This is a genomic window from Gimesia sp., assembly GCF_048260065.1.
In the GTDB taxonomy this organism is placed as follows: Bacteria; Planctomycetota; Planctomycetia; order Planctomycetales; family Planctomycetaceae; genus Gimesia.
In genome coordinates this window covers 145,163-167,649 of the sequence record NZ_JBLXHC010000010.1, presented here as the reverse complement: position 1 = coordinate 167,649, position 22,487 = coordinate 145,163, and the positions used below count along the sequence as shown (strand labels likewise).

The 22,487-nt window shown below is 50.6% G+C and carries 18 protein-coding genes; 12 read left to right on the top strand and 6 right to left on the bottom strand.

From position 1 onward, the window contains the following. Positions 1–132 precede the first annotated feature (132 nt). Together ACN0YN_RS18935 and ACN0YN_RS18930 are read left to right on the top strand one after the other, a co-directional pair. Positions 133–1,023, top strand: a complete 891-nt coding sequence (locus ACN0YN_RS18935; RefSeq protein WP_417386569.1) for a phosphoribosylaminoimidazolesuccinocarboxamide synthase — start codon at positions 133–135, stop codon at positions 1,021–1,023. Positions 1,024–1,307: 284 nt separating this feature from the next. Beyond that, positions 1,308–3,716: a hypothetical protein gene (locus tag ACN0YN_RS18930; protein ID WP_417386568.1), complete on the top strand. Its 2,409-nt coding sequence runs from the start codon at positions 1,308–1,310 to the stop codon at positions 3,714–3,716. A gap of 9 nt (positions 3,717–3,725) precedes the next feature. On the opposite strand, the gene ACN0YN_RS18925 is transcribed toward ACN0YN_RS18930, so the two are convergent. Continuing rightward, a complete protein-coding gene (locus ACN0YN_RS18925; RefSeq protein WP_417386567.1) occupies positions 3,726–4,931 on the bottom strand; it encodes an SGNH/GDSL hydrolase family protein in 1,206 nt (401 codons plus the stop codon). A 217-nt stretch (positions 4,932–5,148) separates the two neighbouring features. Here ACN0YN_RS18925 and ACN0YN_RS18920 point away from each other — a divergent pair, with 217 nt between their 5' ends. Continuing rightward, entirely contained in the window at positions 5,149–6,126 is a 978-nt protein-coding gene (locus tag ACN0YN_RS18920; RefSeq protein WP_417386566.1) for a ThuA domain-containing protein, read from the top strand. A 62-nt stretch (positions 6,127–6,188) separates the two neighbouring features. Here the strand turns inward: ACN0YN_RS18920 and ACN0YN_RS18915 are convergent, their stop codons facing one another. Beyond that, positions 6,189–7,748, bottom strand: a complete 1,560-nt coding sequence (locus tag ACN0YN_RS18915) for a TrkH family potassium uptake protein (RefSeq protein ID WP_417386565.1) — start codon at positions 7,746–7,748, stop codon at positions 6,189–6,191. Between the two features lie 151 nt (positions 7,749–7,899). Between ACN0YN_RS18915 and ACN0YN_RS18910 the strand changes: the two genes are divergently transcribed. Together ACN0YN_RS18910 and ACN0YN_RS18905 are read left to right on the top strand one after the other, a co-directional pair. Beyond that, positions 7,900–9,837 carry an FG-GAP repeat domain-containing protein gene (locus ACN0YN_RS18910; RefSeq protein ID WP_417386564.1) on the top strand — a complete coding sequence of 646 codons (1,938 nt, stop codon included), beginning with the start codon at positions 7,900–7,902 and terminating at the stop codon, positions 9,835–9,837. A gap of 31 nt (positions 9,838–9,868) precedes the next feature. Further along, a complete protein-coding gene (locus ACN0YN_RS18905; RefSeq protein WP_417386563.1) occupies positions 9,869–10,444 on the top strand; it encodes a DUF1802 family protein in 576 nt (191 codons plus the stop codon). A gap of 69 nt (positions 10,445–10,513) precedes the next feature. Here ACN0YN_RS18905 and ACN0YN_RS18900 read toward each other — a convergent pair whose 3' ends face one another. Next, complete coding sequence (locus ACN0YN_RS18900) at positions 10,514–11,833, bottom strand: nucleotide sugar dehydrogenase (protein ID WP_417386562.1); 1,320 nt, start codon at positions 11,831–11,833, stop codon at positions 10,514–10,516. Positions 11,834–12,018: 185 nt separating this feature from the next. After that, the gene (locus tag ACN0YN_RS18895) at positions 12,019–14,109 is read right to left on the bottom strand and encodes a M3 family metallopeptidase (RefSeq protein ID WP_417386561.1); all 2,091 of its coding nucleotides are present in this window, start codon (positions 14,107–14,109) and stop codon (positions 12,019–12,021) included. A gap of 342 nt (positions 14,110–14,451) precedes the next feature. Between ACN0YN_RS18895 and ACN0YN_RS18890 the strand changes: the two genes are divergently transcribed. The 6 genes from ACN0YN_RS18890 to ACN0YN_RS18865 all read left to right on the top strand — a co-directional run bounded on the left by ACN0YN_RS18890 (position 14,452) and on the right by ACN0YN_RS18865 (position 19,863). After that, on the top strand, positions 14,452–15,336 hold the full coding sequence (locus ACN0YN_RS18890; RefSeq protein ID WP_417386560.1) for an esterase/lipase family protein: 885 nt from the start codon (positions 14,452–14,454) through the stop codon (positions 15,334–15,336). A gap of 78 nt (positions 15,337–15,414) precedes the next feature. Then, on the top strand, positions 15,415–15,822 hold the full coding sequence (locus ACN0YN_RS18885; protein ID WP_350196375.1) for a hypothetical protein: 408 nt from the start codon (positions 15,415–15,417) through the stop codon (positions 15,820–15,822). 52 nt (positions 15,823–15,874) lie between these two features. Further along, positions 15,875–16,942, top strand: a complete 1,068-nt coding sequence (locus ACN0YN_RS18880) for a lysylphosphatidylglycerol synthase transmembrane domain-containing protein (protein WP_417386559.1) — start codon at positions 15,875–15,877, stop codon at positions 16,940–16,942. Between the two features lie 41 nt (positions 16,943–16,983). Next, positions 16,984–17,949, top strand: coding sequence for a glycosyltransferase family 2 protein (locus tag ACN0YN_RS18875; RefSeq protein ID WP_417386684.1), 966 nt, complete (start codon positions 16,984–16,986; stop codon positions 17,947–17,949). Between the two features lie 65 nt (positions 17,950–18,014). After that, complete coding sequence (locus tag ACN0YN_RS18870; protein WP_417386558.1) at positions 18,015–19,409, top strand: MBL fold metallo-hydrolase RNA specificity domain-containing protein; 1,395 nt, start codon at positions 18,015–18,017, stop codon at positions 19,407–19,409. A 7-nt stretch (positions 19,410–19,416) separates the two neighbouring features. Beyond that, complete coding sequence (locus ACN0YN_RS18865; protein WP_417386557.1) at positions 19,417–19,863, top strand: ASCH domain-containing protein; 447 nt, start codon at positions 19,417–19,419, stop codon at positions 19,861–19,863. 3 nt (positions 19,864–19,866) lie between these two features. Here the strand turns inward: ACN0YN_RS18865 and trpA are convergent, their stop codons facing one another. Together trpA and trpB are read right to left on the bottom strand one after the other, a co-directional pair. Then, positions 19,867–20,688 carry a tryptophan synthase subunit alpha gene (gene trpA / locus ACN0YN_RS18860; protein WP_417386556.1) on the bottom strand — a complete coding sequence of 274 codons (822 nt, stop codon included), beginning with the start codon at positions 20,686–20,688 and terminating at the stop codon, positions 19,867–19,869. A gap of 66 nt (positions 20,689–20,754) precedes the next feature. Further along, positions 20,755–21,960, bottom strand: a complete 1,206-nt coding sequence (gene trpB / locus ACN0YN_RS18855; protein WP_417386555.1) for a tryptophan synthase subunit beta — start codon at positions 21,958–21,960, stop codon at positions 20,755–20,757. Positions 21,961–22,273: 313 nt separating this feature from the next. Here trpB and ACN0YN_RS18850 point away from each other — a divergent pair, with 313 nt between their 5' ends. Continuing rightward, a complete protein-coding gene (locus ACN0YN_RS18850) occupies positions 22,274–22,477 on the top strand; it encodes a hypothetical protein (RefSeq protein WP_417386554.1) in 204 nt (67 codons plus the stop codon). The last annotated feature ends 10 nt before the right edge of the window (positions 22,478–22,487 follow it).

Here is a 22,487-nt window from a genome sequence, read left to right as displayed (position 1 = left end):
GTGACCCTGACGATCCCCCATTTTATATGGGATTTATGGGTTATAATCTGCCCTGAATTGTTTAGCAGCTTCGATCCCGCTACACTTCGGATGTTCAAATTCATTAGATTTTAATCAGGATGGTCTCTGAATATGGCTGCAGCCGCTTTTATTGAAAGCACGCTTTCCGGTATTCCCGTAAAACGGGGAAAAGTTCGTGATGTATACGATTTTGGAGATCGGTTGCTGTTCGTCGCGACCGACCGGATCAGTGCATTTGACTGGATCCTGGCTCCCGGAATTCCCGATAAAGGCCGGGTCCTGACGCAGATCAGCCGCTTCTGGTTTGAACGGTTTACGGGGATTCCCAATCACCTGCTGAGCATGAATCCTGCCGACCTGCCACTCCCCGATGATGCCGATCTGGAAGCATTACAGGGGCGCTGTATGGTGGTCCGAAAAACGGAAGTCGTCCCGTTTGAATGTGTCGTTCGAGGCTATCTTTCCGGTTCCGGCTGGAAAGATTATCTGGCGAATGGAGCCGTCTGTGGAATCGAGCTGCCGGCTGGAATGCAGCAGAGTGACCAGTTACCCGAGCCACTCTTTACACCAGCTACAAAAGCAGAGACTGGCCATGATGAAAATGTTTCATTCCAGACCATGCGTGATGCGATTGGCGGCGAACTGGCAGACCGCCTGCGAGAACTGAGTATTCAGATCTATCAGCAGGGTTCAGAATACGCACGTCAGCAGGGCATGATTCTGGCAGATACCAAGTTCGAATTCGGTCTGCTGGACGGGGAACCGATTCTGATCGATGAAGTCCTGACCCCCGACAGTTCCCGCTTCTGGCCGGCAGATCTGTACCAGCCAGGGGGGGCTCAACCTTCGCTGGACAAACAGTTTGTACGTGACTGGCTGGAAACCACGACCTGGGACAAAAACAGCACTCCCCCCGTGCTGCCCGATGAAATCGTGATGAAAACCCGTGAAAAGTATTTTGAAGCATTTCAAATGCTGACCGGTCACGCGTGCACCTGGTAATACGGCCCTGAAAACGATTGGGATTCAGGAAAATCTGGCGATGGGGTCGCTGGCCCACTATACTGGAAACTGATGAACTTCTGCGACGAGGCGAAACGGATTATCGTTTCAGTCGGAACAGATTGCCTTGGTTCTCTGTTTGTATCGGTGTTCGAGGCACTGGATTGCCAAATTCAGCGATTTCTCCTGAACTTTTGCCAATGAACGGTTCCAGGAATCGTAGGTATTGGGCAGGGGGATTTAATTTCTCAAATTCCGACAGGCAGTCTGTCGATGAAACCAGTATGACTGTACGATTATTTCCTGAGTTCGTTTCTGATTCCCGACACAGTTCCGGTCGATTATTTCAATCCCGTTTTGTGTATGCGCTGATTCTCTGTTTCCTCGGGTTGGAGCTGTCTCCACTTTCGACTGCTCAAGCGGGAGAGGTGGAACTGGAGCATGGCACGATTATCAGGGGATCACTGGTTCCAATTCTAGGGCTGACAGATACGCTGGCAGCGAAACTGGAAGGCGACGTCCCTCCGCAGGAATCGGCACGCACGTTTGACGGTGCACCGATTTATCTGGTCGATGACGGGATGGTGCGGTATTTCGTCCCCCGCAGACAGGTAGTACGAAAAAATCACGATCAGGAACTGTCCCGTCTGGAAACTTTCAAGTTGCCTCAGCGGGTCACGGGTCGCAATCAGATGTTGAAGACCGTTGGATCCTATATTGATGTGACCGATTTCGATGAATTTGGTCGGCGGACTGTAACCCTGAATACGAGCAAAGGAAATCTGCCTTTGCTGCAGGGGGTGACCGAGATTACGCCGCAGTATCTCAAGGTGACAGGGCTCAAACATCAATGGGATCTGGGACTACGTACGACATCGATCAAAGAAGAAAACTTAGACGCGATGCTGAACCGCGCCATCGATCAACTGAATCCGAATGAGCGCATCGCTGTGGCTCGGTTTTATATTCAGGCCGGTCTGTATCTGCCCGCCGGCAAAGCATTTGAAAATATCGAACGCGATTTCCCTGAGTACAAAGATAAAATCGCGTCTTACGTGACTGAGTTACGCACACTGCAAAGTCAACAACTGCTTGATGAACTGAATCAGCGCCGTAAAGCAGGTCAGCACCGCCTGGCGCAAAATGCGATCATGAAGTTTCCCACCGATAACGTGGCTCAATCCATTCTCCGTCAGATCCGTGAAGTTCAGGATGAGTACCACCAGCAGCAGGAACAGATCGATAAAGCACAGATTCGTCTGGGAGAACTGGAAGCAGAGATTGAAGATCCTGAGACGAGAAATCTTCTGCAGGCTTATCGTCGCGAAGTGATGTCACAACTCAGTTTCGAAACCATCGGTCGTCTCGGGGCATTCCTGAATCTGGAAAGCGATGAGTCACTCTCCGCGCGGGAAAAACTGGCGCTGGCTTATTCAGGCTGGATCGTCGGTGCGGCGAATGTTGTCACTGATCTGAATACTGCGTTGAACCTGTGGACGGCCCGGGCACAGGTATTGGAATACCTGAGGAGTGAAAATGAGCAGTTGAATGATCAGATGCTTGAAACGCTCGGTAAGCTGGAAGGTGTTTCTGAAGCAGTCGTCAAGCAGATGATTCCGTTGCTGCCCCCCATTCTGGATGCGCCGGTGCGTGATATTTCAAACTCCTTTACCGTGCACGTGACAGATCCGAACGCCGAAGTCCCCGTCTCCTATTCTGTTTTATTACCAATTGAATACAACCCGCATCATACGTACCCGATGATTGTAGCGTTGCGGCCTTCCACTCTGGATGCAAACTCAGTACTGGGCTGGTGGGGAAAGTATAAGAAAGGTCCCGGCCAGTCACAGCGGCGCGGTTACATTGTGATTGCCCCGGAATATCTTTCGAAAGATCAGGAAAATTATGAAGACAATGTCACCGCACATTACACAGTGATTGAATCGATTCGTGATGCGAGAAAACGGTTCAATGTCGATTCCGATCGTGTGTTTCTGTCGGGGCATGGAACCGGCGCCGATGCTGCCTTTGATATCGGGATGTCACATCCGGATCTGTTTGCCGGTGTGATTCCAATCGCCGGTAAAACAAGTGCCTTCAACCTGCACTACTGGCAAAATGCCAAAGATCTACCATTTTATATCGTGGGAGGCGAACTGGATCGCGATACACTGGAGCATAATTCGCTGGTGATAAATCGGATGATGCGTTATGGCTACGATATTATTTATGCCGAGTACAAAGGCCGCGGTTATGAAAGTTACTACGAGGAAATTCATAAACTGTTTGACTGGATGGAACTGCACCAGCGGCTGAAATATCCTAAAGAGATGGAAGAGAAAATTTTAAGACCGATCGATAACCGGTTTTACTGGGTACGCACCGAAAACTTCCCGGCACAAATTATGCGACCAATCAGTTATTCCGGAAATCAGCGTATTCGCGCCCGCCCGGTGAGCCTGAAAGTCAGCATCAAGCTGGGCAATGTGATTTATGTCAGTTCCGGCGGGAAGATCAATACACTCTGGCTCAACCCGGAGCTGGTCGATTTTGATAAACGACTGGAAGTTAGGATCGACGGTCAGCGGAAGTTCAATGATTTTCTGCGACCCGATATGAAAGCCATGCTGGATGATTTCAAAAATCGAGGCGACCGCCAGAAACTGTTCGACGCCCGACTCGATTTCTTTTAACCGTTGGGTTCAGTTTCCCTCGAACGACATGATCCGTGCCGCGTGTCCTTTGCTGGAAGTCTTTTCACTGACGCGAATCTTTGCCTGATGTTTTCCCGGCTTTAACTCACTGTTAAAGACCACAGAGCGCGGATAATGCAGGCCTTTGCTGTAGTGATGATACAGGTCGAATGGTTGAAACGGGCCGCCATCAATGCTCACTTCCAGGATACCAGCGTCGGGACCAGCGACTACGAATACGCCCAGGGCAGTTCCTTCAAAATCAAGTTCCAGTTCTGCTCCTGCAGTATTTGCGGTCAGCATGGGAATGCTGGTGAAGCGGCTGCGCTTACTGCCGGGAATGTCATCCCATTTCGGAACTGAGATCTTCCAGCCTGATTCGATTTTCGCATTTTTGATATCGATGAAGTGCCCATTCATAAAACTGTGGGGATTGAGCGATTTCTCTGGGACGGGATGCTTGGCGGATTCTCCCGATTCCTGCCAGGCTTTCGTCAGCAGTTTTTCAATCATGGCTGCGCAGATGGCATTTCCGAAGGGAGCAGGGTGGGTGCCTCCGAACTGTTCCCAGGTCAGTTGTTTCGCGTCAATCAAGCGGGCGACTTCACTGGCCAGGTCGACGGTAGAGATCTGGTAGTGGCGGGCAACCTGTTCATGGCTGGAACTGGAGAGCGGTTTCTTCTGGTTTTGAATGGTCTCCAGCATGGAAGGATTGACAAAGTGTACCATCACAATATCTGCATTCGGATTGTGGCGGCGGATCTGGGCAATGACTCCTTCCATCCCACGAATGGCGGCCGCTGCGGAGTGACCGGCATCCTGGTCGTCGTTCACAGCGAATTCTACAAAAAACAGATCCACGGGTCCCTGGCTCAATACATCACGCTTCGTGCGAAAAGCGCCCGTATTGGAACACGTTGAAGAGATACCGGCGTTGGTGAATTGAAATTTGGTTTCCGGAAAGGTCTTTTCCAGAAACTCCATGACCATCGGGCGGTAACCATTCATTTCCGTGATGGAGCCGCCCAGAAATGCGACATGCCCGGTTTTGGTCGATTCGAATTTATGTTTGCTGTTCAGATAGCTGCCCCGTTGATGAATATGCTGGTCGGAAACCGCAGGAAGATTCTTTGGCGGTGCAGCCGATAAATGCGAGTTGAGAAACAGGACGATCAGCAAAGCTGTCAGTTGAACGCTGGGGGCAAAGGTTTTCATGGAATTCGAGACTCAAAAAGAAAAGTAGTTCCCGTGGGGAACGGGAAAAAGAACAAACAATACAGGATTCCAGCATGCAGAATCTGAAAGCCAAGGTCAAGAGTTCTCCTGTTCAACAATTGATTTCAGGTTACCGGGTTCGCTACGATGGAAGCTGAAACGAAGCTGGTTGTTCTGCTTCGCATACTGAAAGTCCTCAGCGTTGGCAGGAGTATTCATGAAATCGTGTTCTTTTCTCTTGATTGGTTTTTTCGCCCTGTTACTGGGCTCGTTACATACTGTAGAAACGCAGGCAGCTGATAAACCGCATATTGTGTTTGTAACCGGGGACGATGAATATCGGTCAGAAGAATCGATGCCTATGCTGGCGAAAATTCTGAAACGCGATTACGGTTTTGACGTGACCGTTTGCTATTCACTGGACGAAGACGGAAATATCTCTCCGGGAAATCAGAAGTCGATCAGTGGTCTGGAAGCGTTGGATGATGCAGATCTGATGGTCCTGTTTACCCGTTTTCGCGATCTGCCTCCCGAACAGTTTCAGCATTTTTTGAAGTACGTCAAATCGGGAAAACCGGTCGTCGGTTTTCGTACAGCAACGCACGCCTTTAAATTCAATGATCCCCAAAGCCCTTATAAAGAATGGAATGATCAAAAAATCGCAGAGCTTGTGGGTCAGAAATGGATCACACACCACGGTCACTTCGGCGACGGACATGAATATCTCACTGAAATCACAATCAACGATGATGTCAAAGATCATCCGATTCTACGAGGCGTGAAACCCTACAAAGCGTATTCCTGGTTGTACCATGTCGACGGAGGTAGTGAAGGGCATCAGCTGGCTGGCGACAGTCAGCCTTTGCTGACAGGTCACTCACTCAAATCCGGTCACCAGATGAAAGGGAACCTGGATAAATATCCGCTGGACAATCCCGTAGCCTGGACGAAAACTTATACGGGGGAAGATGGAACCAAAGGTCGCGTCTTCTTCACAACGACCGCTCATCCGTTTGACTTTAAAGATCCCAATGTCAGAAAACTGGCTTTGAATGGAATCTTATGGTCGCTGGGCATGGAAGATAAAATTCCGGCTGACGGCGCAAAAACCGATCTGGCTGGTGAGTACAATCCGAACAATTCCGGGACAGGACCCAAGAAATATAAAACCGGGCAAAAGCCAGGAAAGCTGTAATCGAATACCGTTCGAACGCACTTCTTTAGAGCGCAGTCTGTCACGGGCTGTGCTCTTTTTTGTCAGTAGTTTTTCCAGAAGGAAGGGACAAACAGCACGAGGATTGCAAACAGTTCCAGTCGGCCCAGCAGCATCAAAACCGTTAACAGGACTTTGCCGGAGAGGGTGAAGTCGGCGTAGTTTTCGGTGGGGCCCAGTTCTCCGACGCCTGGACCGATGTTATTGAGCGTGGCAACAACGGCGCTGGTACAGTCGATCAGTTTTTCCGGTTTATTCAACCGCCATTCGGTGTTCGGTTCAATCGCCGTCAATAACAGGCTGCTGAAAATGAAAATGATCAGAACCAGGCTGAAATAAACGGTCACATCATTGCGGATCCCCTGTTCGATATTCGTAGTACCAATCCGGACGGGGCGGACCACGTTCGGACGAAACGATTTTTCGATTTCCAGCCAGATGATTTTGGCAAACAGAACGAATCGGATGACTTTAATGCCCCCAGCGGTTGAACCGGCGCATCCGCCGACGAACATCAGCAGCAGCAACAGCATTTTGGATGATTCATTCCAGGTGTCGAAATCCCCTGTTCCATATCCGGTGGTCGTCATGATCGACACCGCCTGAAACCCGGCGTAACGCAAGGCCTCGGGAAGGTTGTTGTAAATCTGATTGCTCAACAGATTGTATGTCAGAAAAATCGTCGCCCCGGCCAGGATGAGTAAATACGTACGGTATTCAATATCATTCCGCAGAGGGGCAAAGAAGTGTTTCCATGAGTGATCGTTCGAACGCAGGTTTTTCAGGGAGAGGAAGTAAAGTGAGAAGTTTGTGCCTGCGATGACCATGAAAACAGCGATCGTAAATTCAATCAGCCAGCTGTTGAAATAGCCGACACTGGCGTTGTGAGTACTGAAGCCTCCGGTTGCCATCGAGCCAAAGCTGTGACAGAACGCATCAAACACACTCATCCCTTCCAGCCACAGGATCAACGCCAGTACCAGGGTGAATGCCACGTAGATGACCCACATCACAATCGCCGACTCCCGCACGCGCGGCCTGACTGCTTCGCTGGTGGGGCCGGGAACTTCCCGTTTCATGAGTACCTTTCCCCCCGCGCCAAGATGTCTCAGAATGGCGACGAACAACACAATGATCCCCATCCCGCCCAGGCAGTGAGTAAAACTGCGCCAGAACAGAACCGAGCGGGGGACCAGCGCCGGGTCTTCCAGTTCGCGGAGCACGGAGGCCCCAGTCGTTGTGAAGCCGGAAATCGATTCGAAGAGTGCGTCAGGAATGGTCATCGGAACATTCGGCGCGACCATTGATCCTGAAAACAGAAAAGGGAGACAGCCCAGAATCCCGGAATAAATCCAGCTCAGGCCCACGATAGCCAGCGCCTCTTTCCGCAGGATTGTGCCATGCTCTTTTCGGCCGATCAGGTAGAACAGGGAACCGGAACCCATGCTGCAGGCGATTGCGCCGCAGATGCCCCAGAATCCAGCTGCTTCGAATTCCGTTGCTTCACCAAAAACGGGAAAAGCCCAGGGGAGGCTGAAGACCATGGATGCACCTACCAGCATGCCCACGAGCCCCAGCAGGCGAAATAACAATAACCAGTTCATTATATTTCAACTTATTGATTTTGTACGGAATGGAACGACTGGATTCTTCCAGTAGATTCGAGTTAAATAGAGGTACACTATAAGCCGTGGGATTATAGCACGTCAGTACAAATTGAACGATACTACTCAATCCGATTTGGGAAATTCCATTATGGTCGCTCAGCCTCGCATTCAATTCTTTGTCTCTTTATTTTCAGTATTTTTGTTATTTTCTGCAGCAGACGCAGCAGAACTGGAACAGTTGACCTATCACAATCCAGGTCTCGAAGTTGATCTGGGAGTGGGCTTATGGGCCTGGCCACTACCGATGGATTTTGATGGTGATGGTGATATGGACCTGCTGGTCTCCTGTCCGGATAAGCCTTCCAATGGAACTTACTATTTCGAAAATCGATCCAACGGCAAAAATAAAATGCCGGTCTTTGAACCGGGAGTCCGTCTGGGGAAAGGTTATCATAATACCTGTCTGTCCTACGTGAATGGGGTTCCCCGTGTGCTGGTGTCGGGACAGGAAGCGGTCAATTTCAAAAAGCAGGGCTTTGACAAACTGAGCAAGCTGCCTGTGGATCGCAATGTACACGGAAAGAAAGTGCGTGCGAACCAATGGTACTATGTTGATTACGATGGTGACGGCGATCAGGATCTGGTCGTTGCCGTTGGAGACTGGGGAGATTACGGCTGGGATGATGCGTATAACTCAGAAGGCCAATGGACGAATGGTCCACTGCGTGGATTCGTATATGTTCTGAACAATGCAGGCACGGATCAAAAGCCGGAGTACGAGAAGCCGGAGAAGATTAAAGTCGGCGATCAGCCACTCGAAGTTTTCGGCTGGCCTTCTCCCAGCTTTGCAGACTTTGACCATGACGGCGATCTGGATCTGATCTGTGGTGAGTTTCTGGATCAACTGACGTATTTTGAGAATACCGGTTCCCGCACGAAACCTCGTTATGTGACAGGCCGACGATTGCATTACAACGGTCGGCCATTGCAGATGGATCTGCAGATGATCGTTCCCACTGCAATTGACTGGGATCAGGATGGCGATACTGATCTGGTGATTGGTGACGAAGATGGTCGGGTGGCCTTCATGGAAAATACGGGAGAACTTCTGGGGGGCTTACCTCAGTTTCTACCCCCTCGTTACTTCCGTCAGAAAGCTGCCGGAGTCAAATTTGGAGCACTCGCGACTCCCTATGCGTATGACTGGGATGGTGATGGAGATGAAGATCTGATCGTCGGTAACACAGCCGGCTACATCGGGCTGATCGAAAATCTGGATGGAGATCCTCAAAATCCCAAACTGGCGGCCCCCGTTTATCTGGAAGCGGGAGGACGACCCATCCGGATTCAGGCGGGCCCCAATGGTTCCATTCAGGGCCCCGCGGAAGCGAAGTGGGGATACACGACACAGACGGTCGCAGACTGGAATCAGGATGGTTTGCCCGATTTACTGGTGAATTCCATCTGGGGAGAAATTCTCTGGTACCAGAATATCGGCACAAGAACCAAACCGGAACTGGCTTCAGCGCAGACAATTCAGGTGGAATGGAATGGTGATGTTCCCAAGCCGCAATGGAACTGGTGGAATCCTCGCGGTAATCAACTGGTGACGCAGTGGCGAACCACGCCTGTCGCCGTTGATTATAATCAGGATGGTCTGATGGATCTGGTGATGCTGGACCACGAAGGTTATCTCGCATTTTTCGAACGCACGGGATCGGGGCAGGATTTGAAGTTACTGCCCGGTAAACGGATCTTCGTTGATGAAGCTCTGAAGCCGATTCAACTCAATCCCAAACGGGCCGGCGGCAGTGGACGCTATAAACTGCATATTGTCGACTGGGACGGTGATGGACGGCTCGACCTGCTGGTCAACAGTATGAACGCCGATTTTTACCGTAACGAGAAAACCGTCGACGGAAAAACCGTACTCAAAAACATGGGGCCGCTCAGTTCTCGAAAACTGGCCGGACATACCAGCAGCCCCTGTACGGTCGACTGGGATCAGGACGGTGTGCGAGACCTGATTGTCGGTGCAGAAGATGGTTATCTGTACTGGATGCAGAATCCGCGCTCGAAGAAGTAATTCCGTTTTTAAGGTGTGAACGGGCAGGGTAATGCAGTCACAGAATCGAATCGCATTTAAAGAGTGGGGAGCTGTCTGCGCTGCGTTGGAGCAGGGAACTCAATCGGTGATTGTTCGTAAAGGAGGCATTCACGAAGGGGAAGCCGGCTTTCGCGTTGAACACAGCGAGTTCTGGATGTTCCCCACGCGATTTCATCAGGGGGCAGAACAACTGCAACCTGCGAAATGCAGTCTGCTGAATCAGCCTTTGTCGCAGGAGCCGGAATCCGGGAAGTTGAATCTGTCACTCTATTCTGTCGTCGAAGCTGTGCTGGAACTCAAAGATCCAGCATTGCTCCCGCGTCTGCAATCGCTGCAGGTATTGAATGCAGAGACGATCCAGCAGCGGTTTGAATACAAAAATCCGGGACTGTTTGTGTTACTGGTTCGCGTCTTTCGACGGGAGCAGCCTGTCGAAGTGGAACAGGAATCGCGTTTTGCCGGTTGTCACTCCTGGGTGGAACTGTCGCAGGATTATACCACTGCTGATCTGAAGCCCGTATTGAATCCCGAGCAGTTTCAGGAAGCACAACAGGCGTTTCAGGAAATCGTAAACAGTGCGCAATAGTCACAGTTGATCAATAAAAACAGCCCGGTTTCAGGAAGCCGGGCTGTGTGCTCAATTGAGTTAAAGCTGTTATGCCTTGAAGATTTTTTCACGACCGGAAGTGACATTTTTGGTCGCATTGCGTGTATCCAGGATCATCTTACTGTGTTTGACGATGAAGTCATAATCGTAAGCCGTATGATCGGTGGCAATCAGCACGCAATCTTGCTCCGCCAGATATTCGGGCGTTAATTCCTGGCTTTCCATGGCAGGGACATTGTGATGTCGCATCTTGGGAAGTTTCGGAATATGCGGATCGTTGTAAGTAAAATTAACGCCACGTTCCAGCAGCAGATCCAGCAGATGGAAGGAAGGACTTTCACGCGGGTCATCGACATCTTTTTTATACGCCACCCCCAGCATGCAGATTTTGCTGCCTTTGAGTGGTTTGGAAAACTGATTGAGAAATTCGGACAGTCTGTCAATCACATAGCGTGGCATACGGGTATTAACTTCCCCGGCCAGTTCGATGAATCGGGTTGTCTGTCCTTCTTTGCGTGCCAGCCAGCTCAGGTAAAACGGGTCAATGGGGATACAGTGACCACCCAGACCAGGTCCCGGATAAAAGGCCTGAAAACCAAAAGGCTTCGTCTTCGCGGCGTCAATCACTTCCCAGACATCAATGTTCATGCGGTCAAATAACGTTTTGAGTTCATTGACCATCGCAATATTCACGGCACGATAGGTGTTTTCCAGAATCTTACAGGCTTCGGCAATTTCCACCGAGGAAACCTGAATGACATTGACGACCGCATGTTCGTATAACGCGGCGGCAATACGCAGACTGTTCTCATCAATCCCGCCCACCACTTTGGGAATGCCGGCTGCAGAGAAATCCGGATTACCAGGATCTTCCCGTTCCGGGCTGTAAGCAAGAAAGTAGTCTTCACCGACTTTGAGCCCCGTCGCATCTAAAATTGGCAGCATTACATCCCGCGTCGTTGTCGGGTAAGTGGTACTTTCGAGTACGACCAGCTGTCCGGGACGCAGGCTGGCAGCGATTGCCTCTGTGGTTTTCTCCACATACGTCAGGTCCGGGTCGCGGCTCGTTGTCAGCGGTGTGGGGACGCAGATCAGCAGGGCATCTGCCTCTTTCATCCGGGAGGCTTCCGCGGTTGCTTCGAACTGTTTTTTCTCCAGCCAGTTGGCGACTGTTTTGGAGGGGATATGCTGAATATAGCTTTTACCAGCCTGCAGCTGATCCACCTTGAATTGATCGACATCAAAACCCATGGTTTTGAAACCGCTGTTTACAAAAGCGTCAATCAGAGGGAGCCCGACATAGCCTAAGCCAATAATTCCAATGGTTGCCGTTTTGTCTTTGATCGCCTGCTCAAGCTGATTTGCCATCTAAATTACCGTCCTTGTTTAGTTTTTAAATGCAGGGAAATGATACAGCTGAAGTCGCCGGATCATATCACTCGAACTTATTTCCTGCAAGCATTTTAGCGGGTAGCCTCCCTTCGCCGCAGGGACCGGTTTTTTACTAGACAAGTGTTCGAAATCTGTCCCCATCCCTGCAGAGTTTCCCTCCTTTACAGCAGTCCGGAGTGCCGTAGAAGCGGTTCAGGGCTCGGTTCCCGGCCGCGGAATTCTTTGAACAGATCCATGGGGTGACGACTGCCTCCCATCGCCAGGATTGTGTCCCGAAATCGACGTCCGGTCTCTTCCACGGCCTGCTCATCGTCGAGCCCTGCTTCTTCAAATGCGCTGAACGCGTCTGCACTGAGAACTTCGGCCCATTTGTAGCTGAAGTAACCAGCCGCATAACCACCCGCAAAGATATGCTGGAACGAGCATAAAAACCGATCTTCGGGCAGCATGGGCAGGACCGACGTGCTTTGACTGATTTCGCGCTGTACGTCGAAAACGGATTGACTCCCCTCGGGATCGAATTCGCTGTGCAGTTTCAAATCGACGACGCCAAACTGAATCTGACGCAGCATTTGAGTACCCGCCTGAAAATTACGAGCCGCTTTGATTTTTTCAAAGAGCTCATCGGGCAGTGTTTCACCGGTTTCGAAGTGTTTGGCCATGCCCAGCAGAGTCGGTTTGTGATAGCACCAGTTTTCCATGAATTGACTGGCAAGTTCGACGGCATCCCATTCCACTCCATTGATGCCTGCCGCGTCGGCTTCGTTGATCGTTGTCAGCATATGCTGCAGACCATGCCCGAATTCATGGAACAGGGTTTCCACTTCTCGAAAGGTCATCAGGGATGGTTTGGAACCCACAGGCGGCGTCGAATTGCAGACCAGGTGTGCGACCGGAAGTTGTACTTTTCCGTTCACAATTTTGCGGCCCAGACAGTCGTCCATCCAGGCACCTCCCCGTTTGTCAGCAGGGCGGGCATAAGGATCGAGATAAAAACCGGCAATCGTTTCGCCAGATTCATTCGCGATGTTGAAGTAACGGACATCCTTATTCCAGACGGGAATGTCTTCCGTGACCTGGGTCACCGTAATGCCAAAGATGCGATTGACCAGATGAAACAGGCCATCCAGTACTTTTTCCAGTGAAAAGTAAGGTCGCAGTTCTTCATCGGTATAACTGAATCGCTGTTCGCGCAGACGTTCTGACCAGAAAGCGAAGTCCCATTGAATAATGGGTTCCGTTTCACCTTGTGCAGCAGCGAATTCCTGCAGATCTTTCAGATCCTGCTGGCCGTTATCAAAGGAGGCGGTTCGCAGGCGCTCTTCCATCTCAAGCACGGCATCGATGCTGGGGGCCATCTTTTCTGCCAGACTGACTTCGGCGAAGTTGGCATATCCCAGCAGTTGCGCTTTCTCTTTACGCAACTTGAGAATCTCTGGAATCAATGGTTCGTTATTGATGTCACCTTCTGAAGCACGCGTGATAAAAGCACGATATACTTTTTCCCTTAATTCACGATTACGACAGTGTTGCATGAACGGGCCGAAGCAGGGAAAGTCCAGGCTGATGCGCCAGGGACCCGCTTCGGGGGTCGCTTCGACATCAGGTGTTTTGTTATCCCAGCTGTTATAAGATTGTGCCGTCAACTGCTTGAGACTGTCGGGGAAGCCGGCTACATCATCGGCATTCGTAATCACCAGTGTGAAGGCTTTGGTTGCATCCAGTACATTGTTGGCAAATTTTGTAGACAGGCTCGAAAGTTCTCTGGCAATTTCATTGAACCGGACCAGTTGTTCGCCGGAGAGCCCAATCCCTGCCAGCTCTGCGGACAGAATCCGTTTTTCGATAATTCGTTTTTGTGCATCATTGAGCGTATTCCAGTTTTCACTGTCGCGCAAAGTGACCAATGCTTCGTAGATGGGTTTGCTCTGTCTGGCGCTTAATGAGAAGGCCACGATATCCGGCAGAACGCTTTCGTAGGCTTCCCGGATTTCAGGAGTATTTTTCACCCCCAGCAGATGTCCCACTGAACCCCAGGATCGTTCCCACGGATAATCCAGTTCTTCCAGAGGCTGCATTAAGCCTTCCCAGGTGGGTTGCGCTTCGGCTTCAATTTTTTTCAGACCCGCTTCTGACTGCTCCAGTAGTGCTTTGACTGCAGGTTGAATATGCTGAGGCTCAATACGATCGAAACGGGGAAGCCCCTCTAAAACCAGAAGGGGATTATCTGCTAAACTCGATTGCTGATCCATTTTTGAAACTGTCCTTCCCGGGGGAATTGATAATATGCATAATTGAGGGGTTATTGATACGGAAATCAGTACTGCCGTTGATCAGGCAGGTCATCATAAAAAAAACAGACGCTGATTTAAAAGGCATTCTTATGGATTCGGGAAATCGATACAATGCCTGAAAACAGTTTACCTTTTTTACAGGAAAGTTAGTACCGGAGAGCAGAGGATATGAGGCATCTTTTCTCCATCTGGACCGGACTGGTGCTATTGGTCTTTCTTTCGTCTTTCAGTCGGGCTGAAGAGGTTTCCCCGTCTGTCGCTAAGAAAACAAACGAATTAAACTCTGCGAAGGAATTAGTAATGAAGACCATGGGTGGGCGCCAGTTCTGGGGTGATGTACAGTTCTTTCAGGGCTGGAAGATTCAGCAGCATGTCATCAGCAAGCATTATCGCCTGCTGGATCCCAAAGATCAGAGGCATGCCAGTGGAGGATTGGCCGATTGTCAGCAGCGCCTGCAAGAGATTAGAGAAGCAGAAGAGATCCCCCCCATGCAGGGGAAAGCGGTCATTCTGATCCATGGCATCATCCGTTCTTCCAAATCGTTTGTAAAAATGCAGAAGACCTGTCAGGAGAAAGGCTGGCTGGTGGTCCCCTTCGATTATCCGAGTACACAGCGGACGATTCCCGAAAATGCGAGCTATCTGGGAAAGGTTATTCAATCACTGGAGGGAATCGAAGAGATCGACCTGGTGGTGCACAGTATGGGAGGGCTGGTTGTACGATCGTGGCTCTCGCAACAGGATGAAGTCGATCCGCGCGTGAAACGAATGGTCATGCTGGGAGTACCCAACCGGGGAGCGGATATGGCAGATCGCTTCCGTTCCAATTTACTGTTCAAAGCCATTTTTGGTCCTGCTGGTCAGCAACTGGTTACAGAAGCCAACAGCGATTTTATCGGCAATCTCCCGACCCCCCCTTTTGAATTTGGCGTCGTCGCCGGGGGACGAAACACTCTTAAGGGATATAATCCGCTGATTCGAGGAGATGATGACGGGACCGTCGCAGTCAGCAGTACGCGCCTGCCGGGAGCAGCTGACTTTATCATGCTGCCCGTTCTGCATTCATTTATGATGAACGATCCGGAGACGATTGCACATACGCTGCGATTTCTGGAGACGGGTGCCTTTCGCGAGTCCGGAAAACCACAGCCGATTCCTGTACCTCAGGCAGAAACAGTGCCATAATTATGGGTGGAAGTTGAACTTCCACTATTACCGTTTCAAATATTTATTGTACCCGTCTGAATGAAATGGACGCTTCGTATGGACCGTGATCAGCGACATCTGCAGTTGCTTTCCAAATTACAGATTCTTTTTGGTATTCTGAGCGTATTTGGGACCGTGATTTTTTACTGGGCGATCAAGGTCGTCTCGGATGCTGCCAGAGATTTTCTGGAACAGTCGCGTACGGAACTGGAAGCATCTCTGATGATCGGGTTTGGTGTGGTGCTGCTTTTAATTGGAATTGCAATTTTATTCTGTATCATTCTGGCGGGGCAGTCGCTGGCACGTTACGAAAACTACCGGTTCTGTATGATCGTTGCTATCTGTGAATGTCCGATGTTCCCGTTTGGCACCATGTTGGGAATTGCCACGATTGTGGTGTTGCTGCGTGATTCGGTGAAGAAGTTGTTTTTGAAAAACAGTGAGGAAAGTCAGCCCGCCAGCTAGCCGGTTTTGCGATTTTTCTTCTGTTACGCTTTCTCTCAAAGTCTGATCTTTCATGTCTGACAACTCAGCCGTACCTGCAAAAACGACTGGCTCCGCTCTCGCCTGGAAGTTAACGAAATGGGGACTGCTGGCGCTGGTGCTCTACTTTGTCTGGAAGCAGGGAGCACAACTCTACGAACAGCAGCAGGAAGCAATCTCCGACATTCAGATCAGCCCCGGCTGGCTGATTTTGTCTGGTATCTGCTACTTCATTGCCTGGTTGCCTTCCGTCTGGTTCTGGCAGAAGCTGATGCTGGCTTCCGGGGAAACAGTCGGTTTCTGGCCAACAGCGCGTGCTTATTATTGTGGTCACCTGGGAAAGTACATTCCCGGTAAAGTCACTGTTCTCTTGATTCGTGCCACGTTGCTCAAAGAATCTGGTGTTCGTGTTTCGGTCGCAGCAGTGACAGCCGCCTATGAAACACTGGCGGTGATGGGAGTGGGACTGGTTCTGTTTCTGGCATTAATTCCGTTTGTGATCGACGCCAGCCAACTGGATGAGTGGCCCGCGTGGGTTCAATATATTCAGTCACACCCTTTCGTGGTTCCCACTCTCATCCTGATTGTACTCTTTGTGTCACTCCCCCTGGTGGCGCGGTTGTTGAATCTGTTCTCAAAGAAATTCACACGCTCGAATGTGGAAGCGACAGCGGAAGCACCACAGCCGGACTTTTCCCTGCGACTGCTCTATGCTGGTGTATTGATGTTTTTACTCAGCTGGAGCCTGCATGGTTTGAGTCTCGGACTGACACTGGCTTCGATCAGCGATCAGGGACTGGTCTGGCAAGAATGGCCTCGCTGGATAGCCGCCGTGTCGGCTGCGTACGCTTTGGGGTTTCTGGCGCTGTTTGCTCCCGCCGGACTTGGTGTACGGGAAGGGTTAATCTCGGCAATTCTTGCCGGTTCTGCGGTAATCGGTGATGTGAATGCCTTTGTTGCTGCGATATTGATACGAATCGTTTCATTTGCTAGTGAATTACTGTCTGCCTTTGTTTTATACTATAGTTTAGGAGTTCAGGCTGTTTCAGACGGTGATTCCGTCTCGAAGCAGTCGGCTGCCGATACAGATAAAACTGAATAGATTTATAATATGAGCGAAAGGTGTGTGTTGTGCTCTCTATCATGATCCCGGTGTTGAATGAATCCGAAAGTCTGCCACAGCTCTATCAGGAAATCTGTGACACGAGCCAGCAGCATAACATCGATCTGGAAGTAATTTTTATCGACGACGGTTCGACCGACCGATCCTGGGAAATTATTTCAGGCATGGCTGCAAAAGATGACCGGGTTTCGGGGATTCGCTTTCGTCGCAATTTTGCCAAAGCAGCCGCACTGACGGCTGGTATGCGAGCCGCTCGCGGTTCGGTGATTATGATGATGGATGCCGACCTGCAGGATAACCCGAAAGAGATTCCCCGGTTTCTGGAGAAACTCAATGAAGGTTATGATGTCGTCAATGGCTGGAAAGAACGCCGTCTTGATCCCTGGCATAAAGTCTACCCAAGCAAAGTCTTTAACTGGATGATTGCCAAACTGACCGGACTACAGCTGCACGATCACAATTGCGGCTTCAAATTATTTCGAAAAGAAGTAGCCGCAGAAATTCGGATCTATGGAGAACTGCATCGGTTCATTCCCGTACTGGCAGACGCCCGTGGTTTTAGAGTCACTGAAATTCCGGTCCATCATCGCGAGCGACAGCACGGTCATTCGAAGTACGGCGTCCGTCGATTTCTTAGAGGGTTTCTGGATCTGTTAACCGTCCGTTTTTTGACAGGTTACGGACAACGTCCTCAGCACATGCTGGGAGCCATTGGTCTGGGCTTTCTTTCAATCGGATTTCTGGGCCTGGGGTATCTGGGGCTGATCTGGATTCTGACGAACCTGTTCGGTATGGGTTTCGGACCGATTGGGAGTCGACCTCTGTTAGCTTATTCGATTGCAGCAACCTTTCTGGGTGGTCAGGCCATCAGCCTGGGATTGCTGGCAGAACTGATTGTCGCTTACACAGGCCGCCATCAGGATTCCTACAGCATCTCTGAACGGACCGGGACAGCAACTCAGAATGAACAGGAGATTGTGGTCTGAATCAGAAGATAGATTTGGAAATCTAATGTCGATCCTGTTAACTGATCTGGAAATGAAGCCAATCGATGAAAATTACGTTTCTGGGAGCTGCTGGAGAAGTCACGGGCAGCCAGCATTTAATCGAAACCGACTCCCGCCGCATTTTGCTGGATTGTGGACTATTCCAGGGACACCGGGAAGAATCGTATCTGAAAAACAGTCACTTTGCTTATCCCCCGGAATCACTGGACGCGGTGTTTCTATCGCATGGTCATATGGATCATTGCGGGAATCTGCCACGACTCTACAATAAAGGATTTCGAGGGCCGATCTTCTGCACCTCGGCGACTGCAGATATTGCTGAGATCATGTTGAAAGACAGCGCACGGATTCAGGAAGAAGATGCACGTTATCTCGCGCGAAAGCTGACAGACAAGCACCCGCCGATTGAACCCCTGTATTCCGAAGATGATGTTACGGGAGTGGCGAAACAATTCGAACGTCTGGAGTATCAGGAATGGCACGAGCTAGGCGATGACCTCAAGGTCCGTTTTCTGGATGCCGGTCATATTCTGGGATCGGCGATCATCGAGATGAAGATCAAAGATCAGCGCGAGTGGCGGCATCTGGTCTTTACCGGCGATCTGGGGCGACGCGATTTGCCTTTACTCAGAGATCCGGAACTGATCGCAGGTTGTGAGGTACTGATTTCAGAGAGTACCTATGGGAATCGGGTTCACGAAAAGGCATCGGATGTTAAAGAGGAACTGGCACAGATTCTGGATGAAGCCTACCGACTGGAAGGGCGCGTGATCATTCCGGCGTTCAGTCTCGGGCGTACTCAGCAGATCATCTATTATCTGAATGACCTCTATAATGAAAAACGACTTCCGCATATTCCCATTTTTGTAGACAGCCCTCTGTCAACACGGCTGGTTTCCGTCTTTCGTGCGCATCTGCATGATATGGACAATGAAGTGCAATCAGTGATCTCCACCGACCGGGATCCTTTCGGATTTTCTCTGCTGGATTATGTTTCCTCGCGAGAGGAAAGTATTGCGCTCAATAAACGCAAAGGGGCATTCGTCGTCATTGCCGGAAGCGGGATGTGTGAAAATGGTCGCGTGCGCCATCATCTGAAAAATGGAATTTCCGATCCGGAAAATACGGTGGTGCTCATGGGCTACCAGGCCGCCAATACCTTAGGTCGGCGTCTGCAGAATAAAGATCCGAAGGTCAGGATTTTTGATCGTTATTACGAGGTCAAAGCGAAGGTGGTTCAGTTAAGCGGTCTGTCCGGGCACGCCGATGTCGAGGATTTTAAATGGTGGTATGAGGAATCGGCAAAGCGCGGCAACATCGGGCAGGTCTTTCTGGTGCATGGCGAACCGGAGTCGGCGACTGCCCTGGCAGCGTTGATCCGGGACCAGTGTGATGAGGACCCAATCATTCCCCAGTATCATGAATCTTTTGAAGTATAGCGATTCGATGACGAAACCGATTTCACACCCCGATCACAGTCTGCCCGCTCTGGGTATCCGGCAACCCTGGGCAGAACTGATTCTGCGTGGCGAAAAGACGATTGAAATTCGCTCCAGCCAGACACAGATTCGAGGGACGATTTATGTTTACGCCTCCAAAAAACTGGCGACCACACCCCATGCGGAAAAAGCAGCGTTGAAAGCTGATATCGACGTGGATACGCTTCCAACCGGCGTTCTGATCGGTACAGTCGAAATAGTTGATTCATTCCCGGCGACGGAAAAACATGCTTCCGCAGCCGGTGTGCCCGCTGAACTGCTTGCAGGAAAGTATGGCTGGAAGCTGGCAAACCCGAAGCGATTAAAAAAACTGATCGTTCCTGAATACCTGCCTTACGGAGTCTGGTTCTACCCATTTGTGCGCAAAAACCCCGGAGCCAGAAAGAAACCGTAAAGATCAGCCCCGGGTTGCTGCCGCCATCTGACCTGCATACTCACCAATACGGGCAATGACGTCTTCTCGCTTCTGATTTTCATCAGAGAATGCGGCGAACTGCTTCACAATCGCAGAGCCGATAATAAATCCATCCGCTTTTCCGCGGAGCGTATTGACGTGCTCCGGATTACTGATTCCAAAGCCCACCGCTAAAGGCAGGTCTGTCAATTCCCGTAATGATTCGAGGTGAGCTGTCAGTTCAGGCGGCAGTTCATCGCGAACGCCGGTTGTTCCCGCGACTGAAATACAATAGATAAATCCGCTGGCCGTCTGCACGATGCGTCTGGTTCGACCTTCCGGAGTCAGCGGGGAGACCAGTTGCACCAGATCCAGGTTACTGGACTTGACCTGCTCTGCGAAATCGGATGCTTCATCGCCGGGGAGGTCCGGTACGATCAGACCCGAGAAGCCGGCTCCTGCTGCTTCCTGCAAAAACTTTTCTGCGCCATAGCGAAAGATGATGGCATACGAAACCATGGCAACCAGAGGTGGAAGCTGAACCGTTTCGTCAGCAGAAAGTGATTTCAAAGTTTCAAACAGATCGTGAACGTGAAATTTGTTGTTGAGTGCACGCGTATAAGATGCCTGAATGACAGGACCATCGGCGATCGGGTCACTGTAAGGAAAACCGACTTCAACCAGATCGACGCCTTGCGCCGCCAGTTCTTTAAGGACATCTGCGGTGGTTTCCAGGTCAGGGTCACCGGCGGTGATAAAAGGCATGAATGCCATACGATTTTCAGATTTGACCTGGGCAAATTTTTCAGAGATGGATGTTGTCACGATTCGCGGTACTACTTTATGTAAATGATCAGGAGACAGATGCAGGGGACAAATGGAACAGTGAGATTAGATTTCCCGTCCTAACAGGCGGGCCACTTCATTCACATCCTTATCGCCGCGCCCGGATAAGCAGACGACAATCGTTTCATCGGGACCAGCTTCCCGGGCCGCTTTAATCGCATGGGCAATGGCGTGTGAAGATTCAATCGCGGGAATAATCCCTTCCAGTTTCGCCATGGTCTGGAAGCCTTCCAGGGCCTCATCATCGGTGATGGCGGTATAGTTGACGCGTCCCGAGTCTTTCCAGTAGCTGTGCTCAGGACCAACTCCGGGATAATCCAGACCTGCAGAAATGGAATGCACGTCCATCGTCTGGCCGTCATCGTCCTGCAAAACGTAACCAAAACTGCCATGCAGTACACCTTTGGCACCATAGCTGAGTGTGCTGGCATGTTCGCCCGGTTCGGGACCTCTGCCTCCAGCTTCCACTCCTGTCAGCTTGACGGATTCATCGTCGATGAAGGGGTAGAACATGCCTGCGGAGTTGGAACCTCCGCCGACACAGGCAATAACATGATCGGGCAGGCGACCCGTCTGTTCGAGACACTGTGCCCGTGATTCTTTTCCAATGACGGACTGAAAATCCCGGACCATCATCGGGAAGGGATGCGGTCCAATCACGGAGCCGATGATGTAATGAGTGGTTTCCACGCTCGACATCCAGTCGCGCATCGCTTCATTGACGGCGTCTCGGAGTGTGCGCGATCCACTGGTGACGGCGCGAACTTCTGCTCCCATCATTTTCATGTTGAAGACATTCAGCTTCTGACGGCGGATATCTTCTTCTCCCATATAGACAATACACTCGAGTCCAAAGCGGGCACAGGCAACAGCGGAAGCAACGCCGTGCTGACCGGCTCCCGTTTCGGCAATCACCCGTTTTTTTCCCATCCGCATTGTCAGCAACGCCTGGCCGATGGTGTTATTAATTTTGTGGGCGCCGGTATGATTCAGGTCTTCCCGTTTAAAGAAGATTTTCCCGCCCCCACAGAATTCGGTCAGTCGTTCCGCGAAGTACAGCGGGTTGGGCCGTCCGACGTAGTTTTTGAGCAGGTCGTCCAGTTCTGCCTGGAACGAAGGGTCCTGTTTCGCTTTCTCGTATTCCTGCGTCAGCTCTTCGAGAGCGTGCATCAGGGTTTCAGGGACAAAACGTCGACCAAATTCTCCAAAACGACCTGATGCGTCAGGCACATTTGATAAACTCGTACTCATAATTGGCTCAGATATACTAATGTAGGTTCGATAAAATGTAGCAGAGACCCATTATTGAATTCCCGGCGTCGATGGTCAATGCCCCCCAGTTGGACGGTTCAGAATCAGTAAAGGTTCGCCCGATATAAACAGGATAATTGATTGTGAACGTTGATATATGTACTTTGGTATCATGGCTTTGTGACATTTTAGACACGAAAGTGGAAGTGTCTCGTCAGATTTTTCTAGGTTTTTGCTCTCCAGTTAGATAAAATACGTGATGCGATTTGTGGGGCAGTCAGCCTCGCAGTCTGTACAGGAGGGGGATTTGATTATGAATATGGCAGATGAAAAACTGGCGGAAGCCATCAATTGCGAATCGATTCACATCGATGAATTTGAACGGTTTTGTCTCCTGGAGAGCAAACCACGCGGGTATCAGAATCTGGATGACAGCGATATCATCATTCCTGATTTTGCCCGGGATCTTCGTGCTGCACGTCGTGAAATAAACGACTTTGTACCCCCCGTGGGTTGAGCGGCCTGCT

Coding starts and splice junctions, on each gene's coding strand:
- ACN0YN_RS18875 (WP_417386684.1), top strand. CDS start 16,984: ATGATCCCGGTGTTGAATGAATCCGAAAGTCTGCCACAGCTCTATCAG.
- ACN0YN_RS18935 (WP_417386569.1), top strand. CDS start 133: ATGGCTGCAGCCGCTTTTATTGAAAGCACGCTTTCCGGTATTCCCGTA.
- ACN0YN_RS18880 (WP_417386559.1), top strand. CDS start 15,875: ATGTCTGACAACTCAGCCGTACCTGCAAAAACGACTGGCTCCGCTCTC.
- ACN0YN_RS18910 (WP_417386564.1), top strand. CDS start 7,900: ATGGTCGCTCAGCCTCGCATTCAATTCTTTGTCTCTTTATTTTCAGTA.
- ACN0YN_RS18890 (WP_417386560.1), top strand. CDS start 14,452: ATGAAGACCATGGGTGGGCGCCAGTTCTGGGGTGATGTACAGTTCTTT.
- ACN0YN_RS18905 (WP_417386563.1), top strand. CDS start 9,869: ATGCAGTCACAGAATCGAATCGCATTTAAAGAGTGGGGAGCTGTCTGC.
- ACN0YN_RS18865 (WP_417386557.1), top strand. CDS start 19,417: ATGACGAAACCGATTTCACACCCCGATCACAGTCTGCCCGCTCTGGGT.
- ACN0YN_RS18895 (WP_417386561.1), bottom strand. CDS start 14,109: ATGGATCAGCAATCGAGTTTAGCAGATAATCCCCTTCTGGTTTTAGAG.
- ACN0YN_RS18870 (WP_417386558.1), top strand. CDS start 18,015: ATGAAAATTACGTTTCTGGGAGCTGCTGGAGAAGTCACGGGCAGCCAG.
- ACN0YN_RS18925 (WP_417386567.1), bottom strand. CDS start 4,931: ATGAAAACCTTTGCCCCCAGCGTTCAACTGACAGCTTTGCTGATCGTC.
- ACN0YN_RS18920 (WP_417386566.1), top strand. CDS start 5,149: ATGAAATCGTGTTCTTTTCTCTTGATTGGTTTTTTCGCCCTGTTACTG.
- trpB (WP_417386555.1), bottom strand. CDS start 21,960: ATGAGTACGAGTTTATCAAATGTGCCTGACGCATCAGGTCGTTTTGGA.
- ACN0YN_RS18900 (WP_417386562.1), bottom strand. CDS start 11,833: ATGGCAAATCAGCTTGAGCAGGCGATCAAAGACAAAACGGCAACCATT.
- ACN0YN_RS18930 (WP_417386568.1), top strand. CDS start 1,308: ATGACTGTACGATTATTTCCTGAGTTCGTTTCTGATTCCCGACACAGT.
- ACN0YN_RS18850 (WP_417386554.1), top strand. CDS start 22,274: ATGAATATGGCAGATGAAAAACTGGCGGAAGCCATCAATTGCGAATCG.
- ACN0YN_RS18885 (WP_350196375.1), top strand. CDS start 15,415: ATGGACCGTGATCAGCGACATCTGCAGTTGCTTTCCAAATTACAGATT.
- ACN0YN_RS18915 (WP_417386565.1), bottom strand. CDS start 7,748: ATGAACTGGTTATTGTTATTTCGCCTGCTGGGGCTCGTGGGCATGCTG.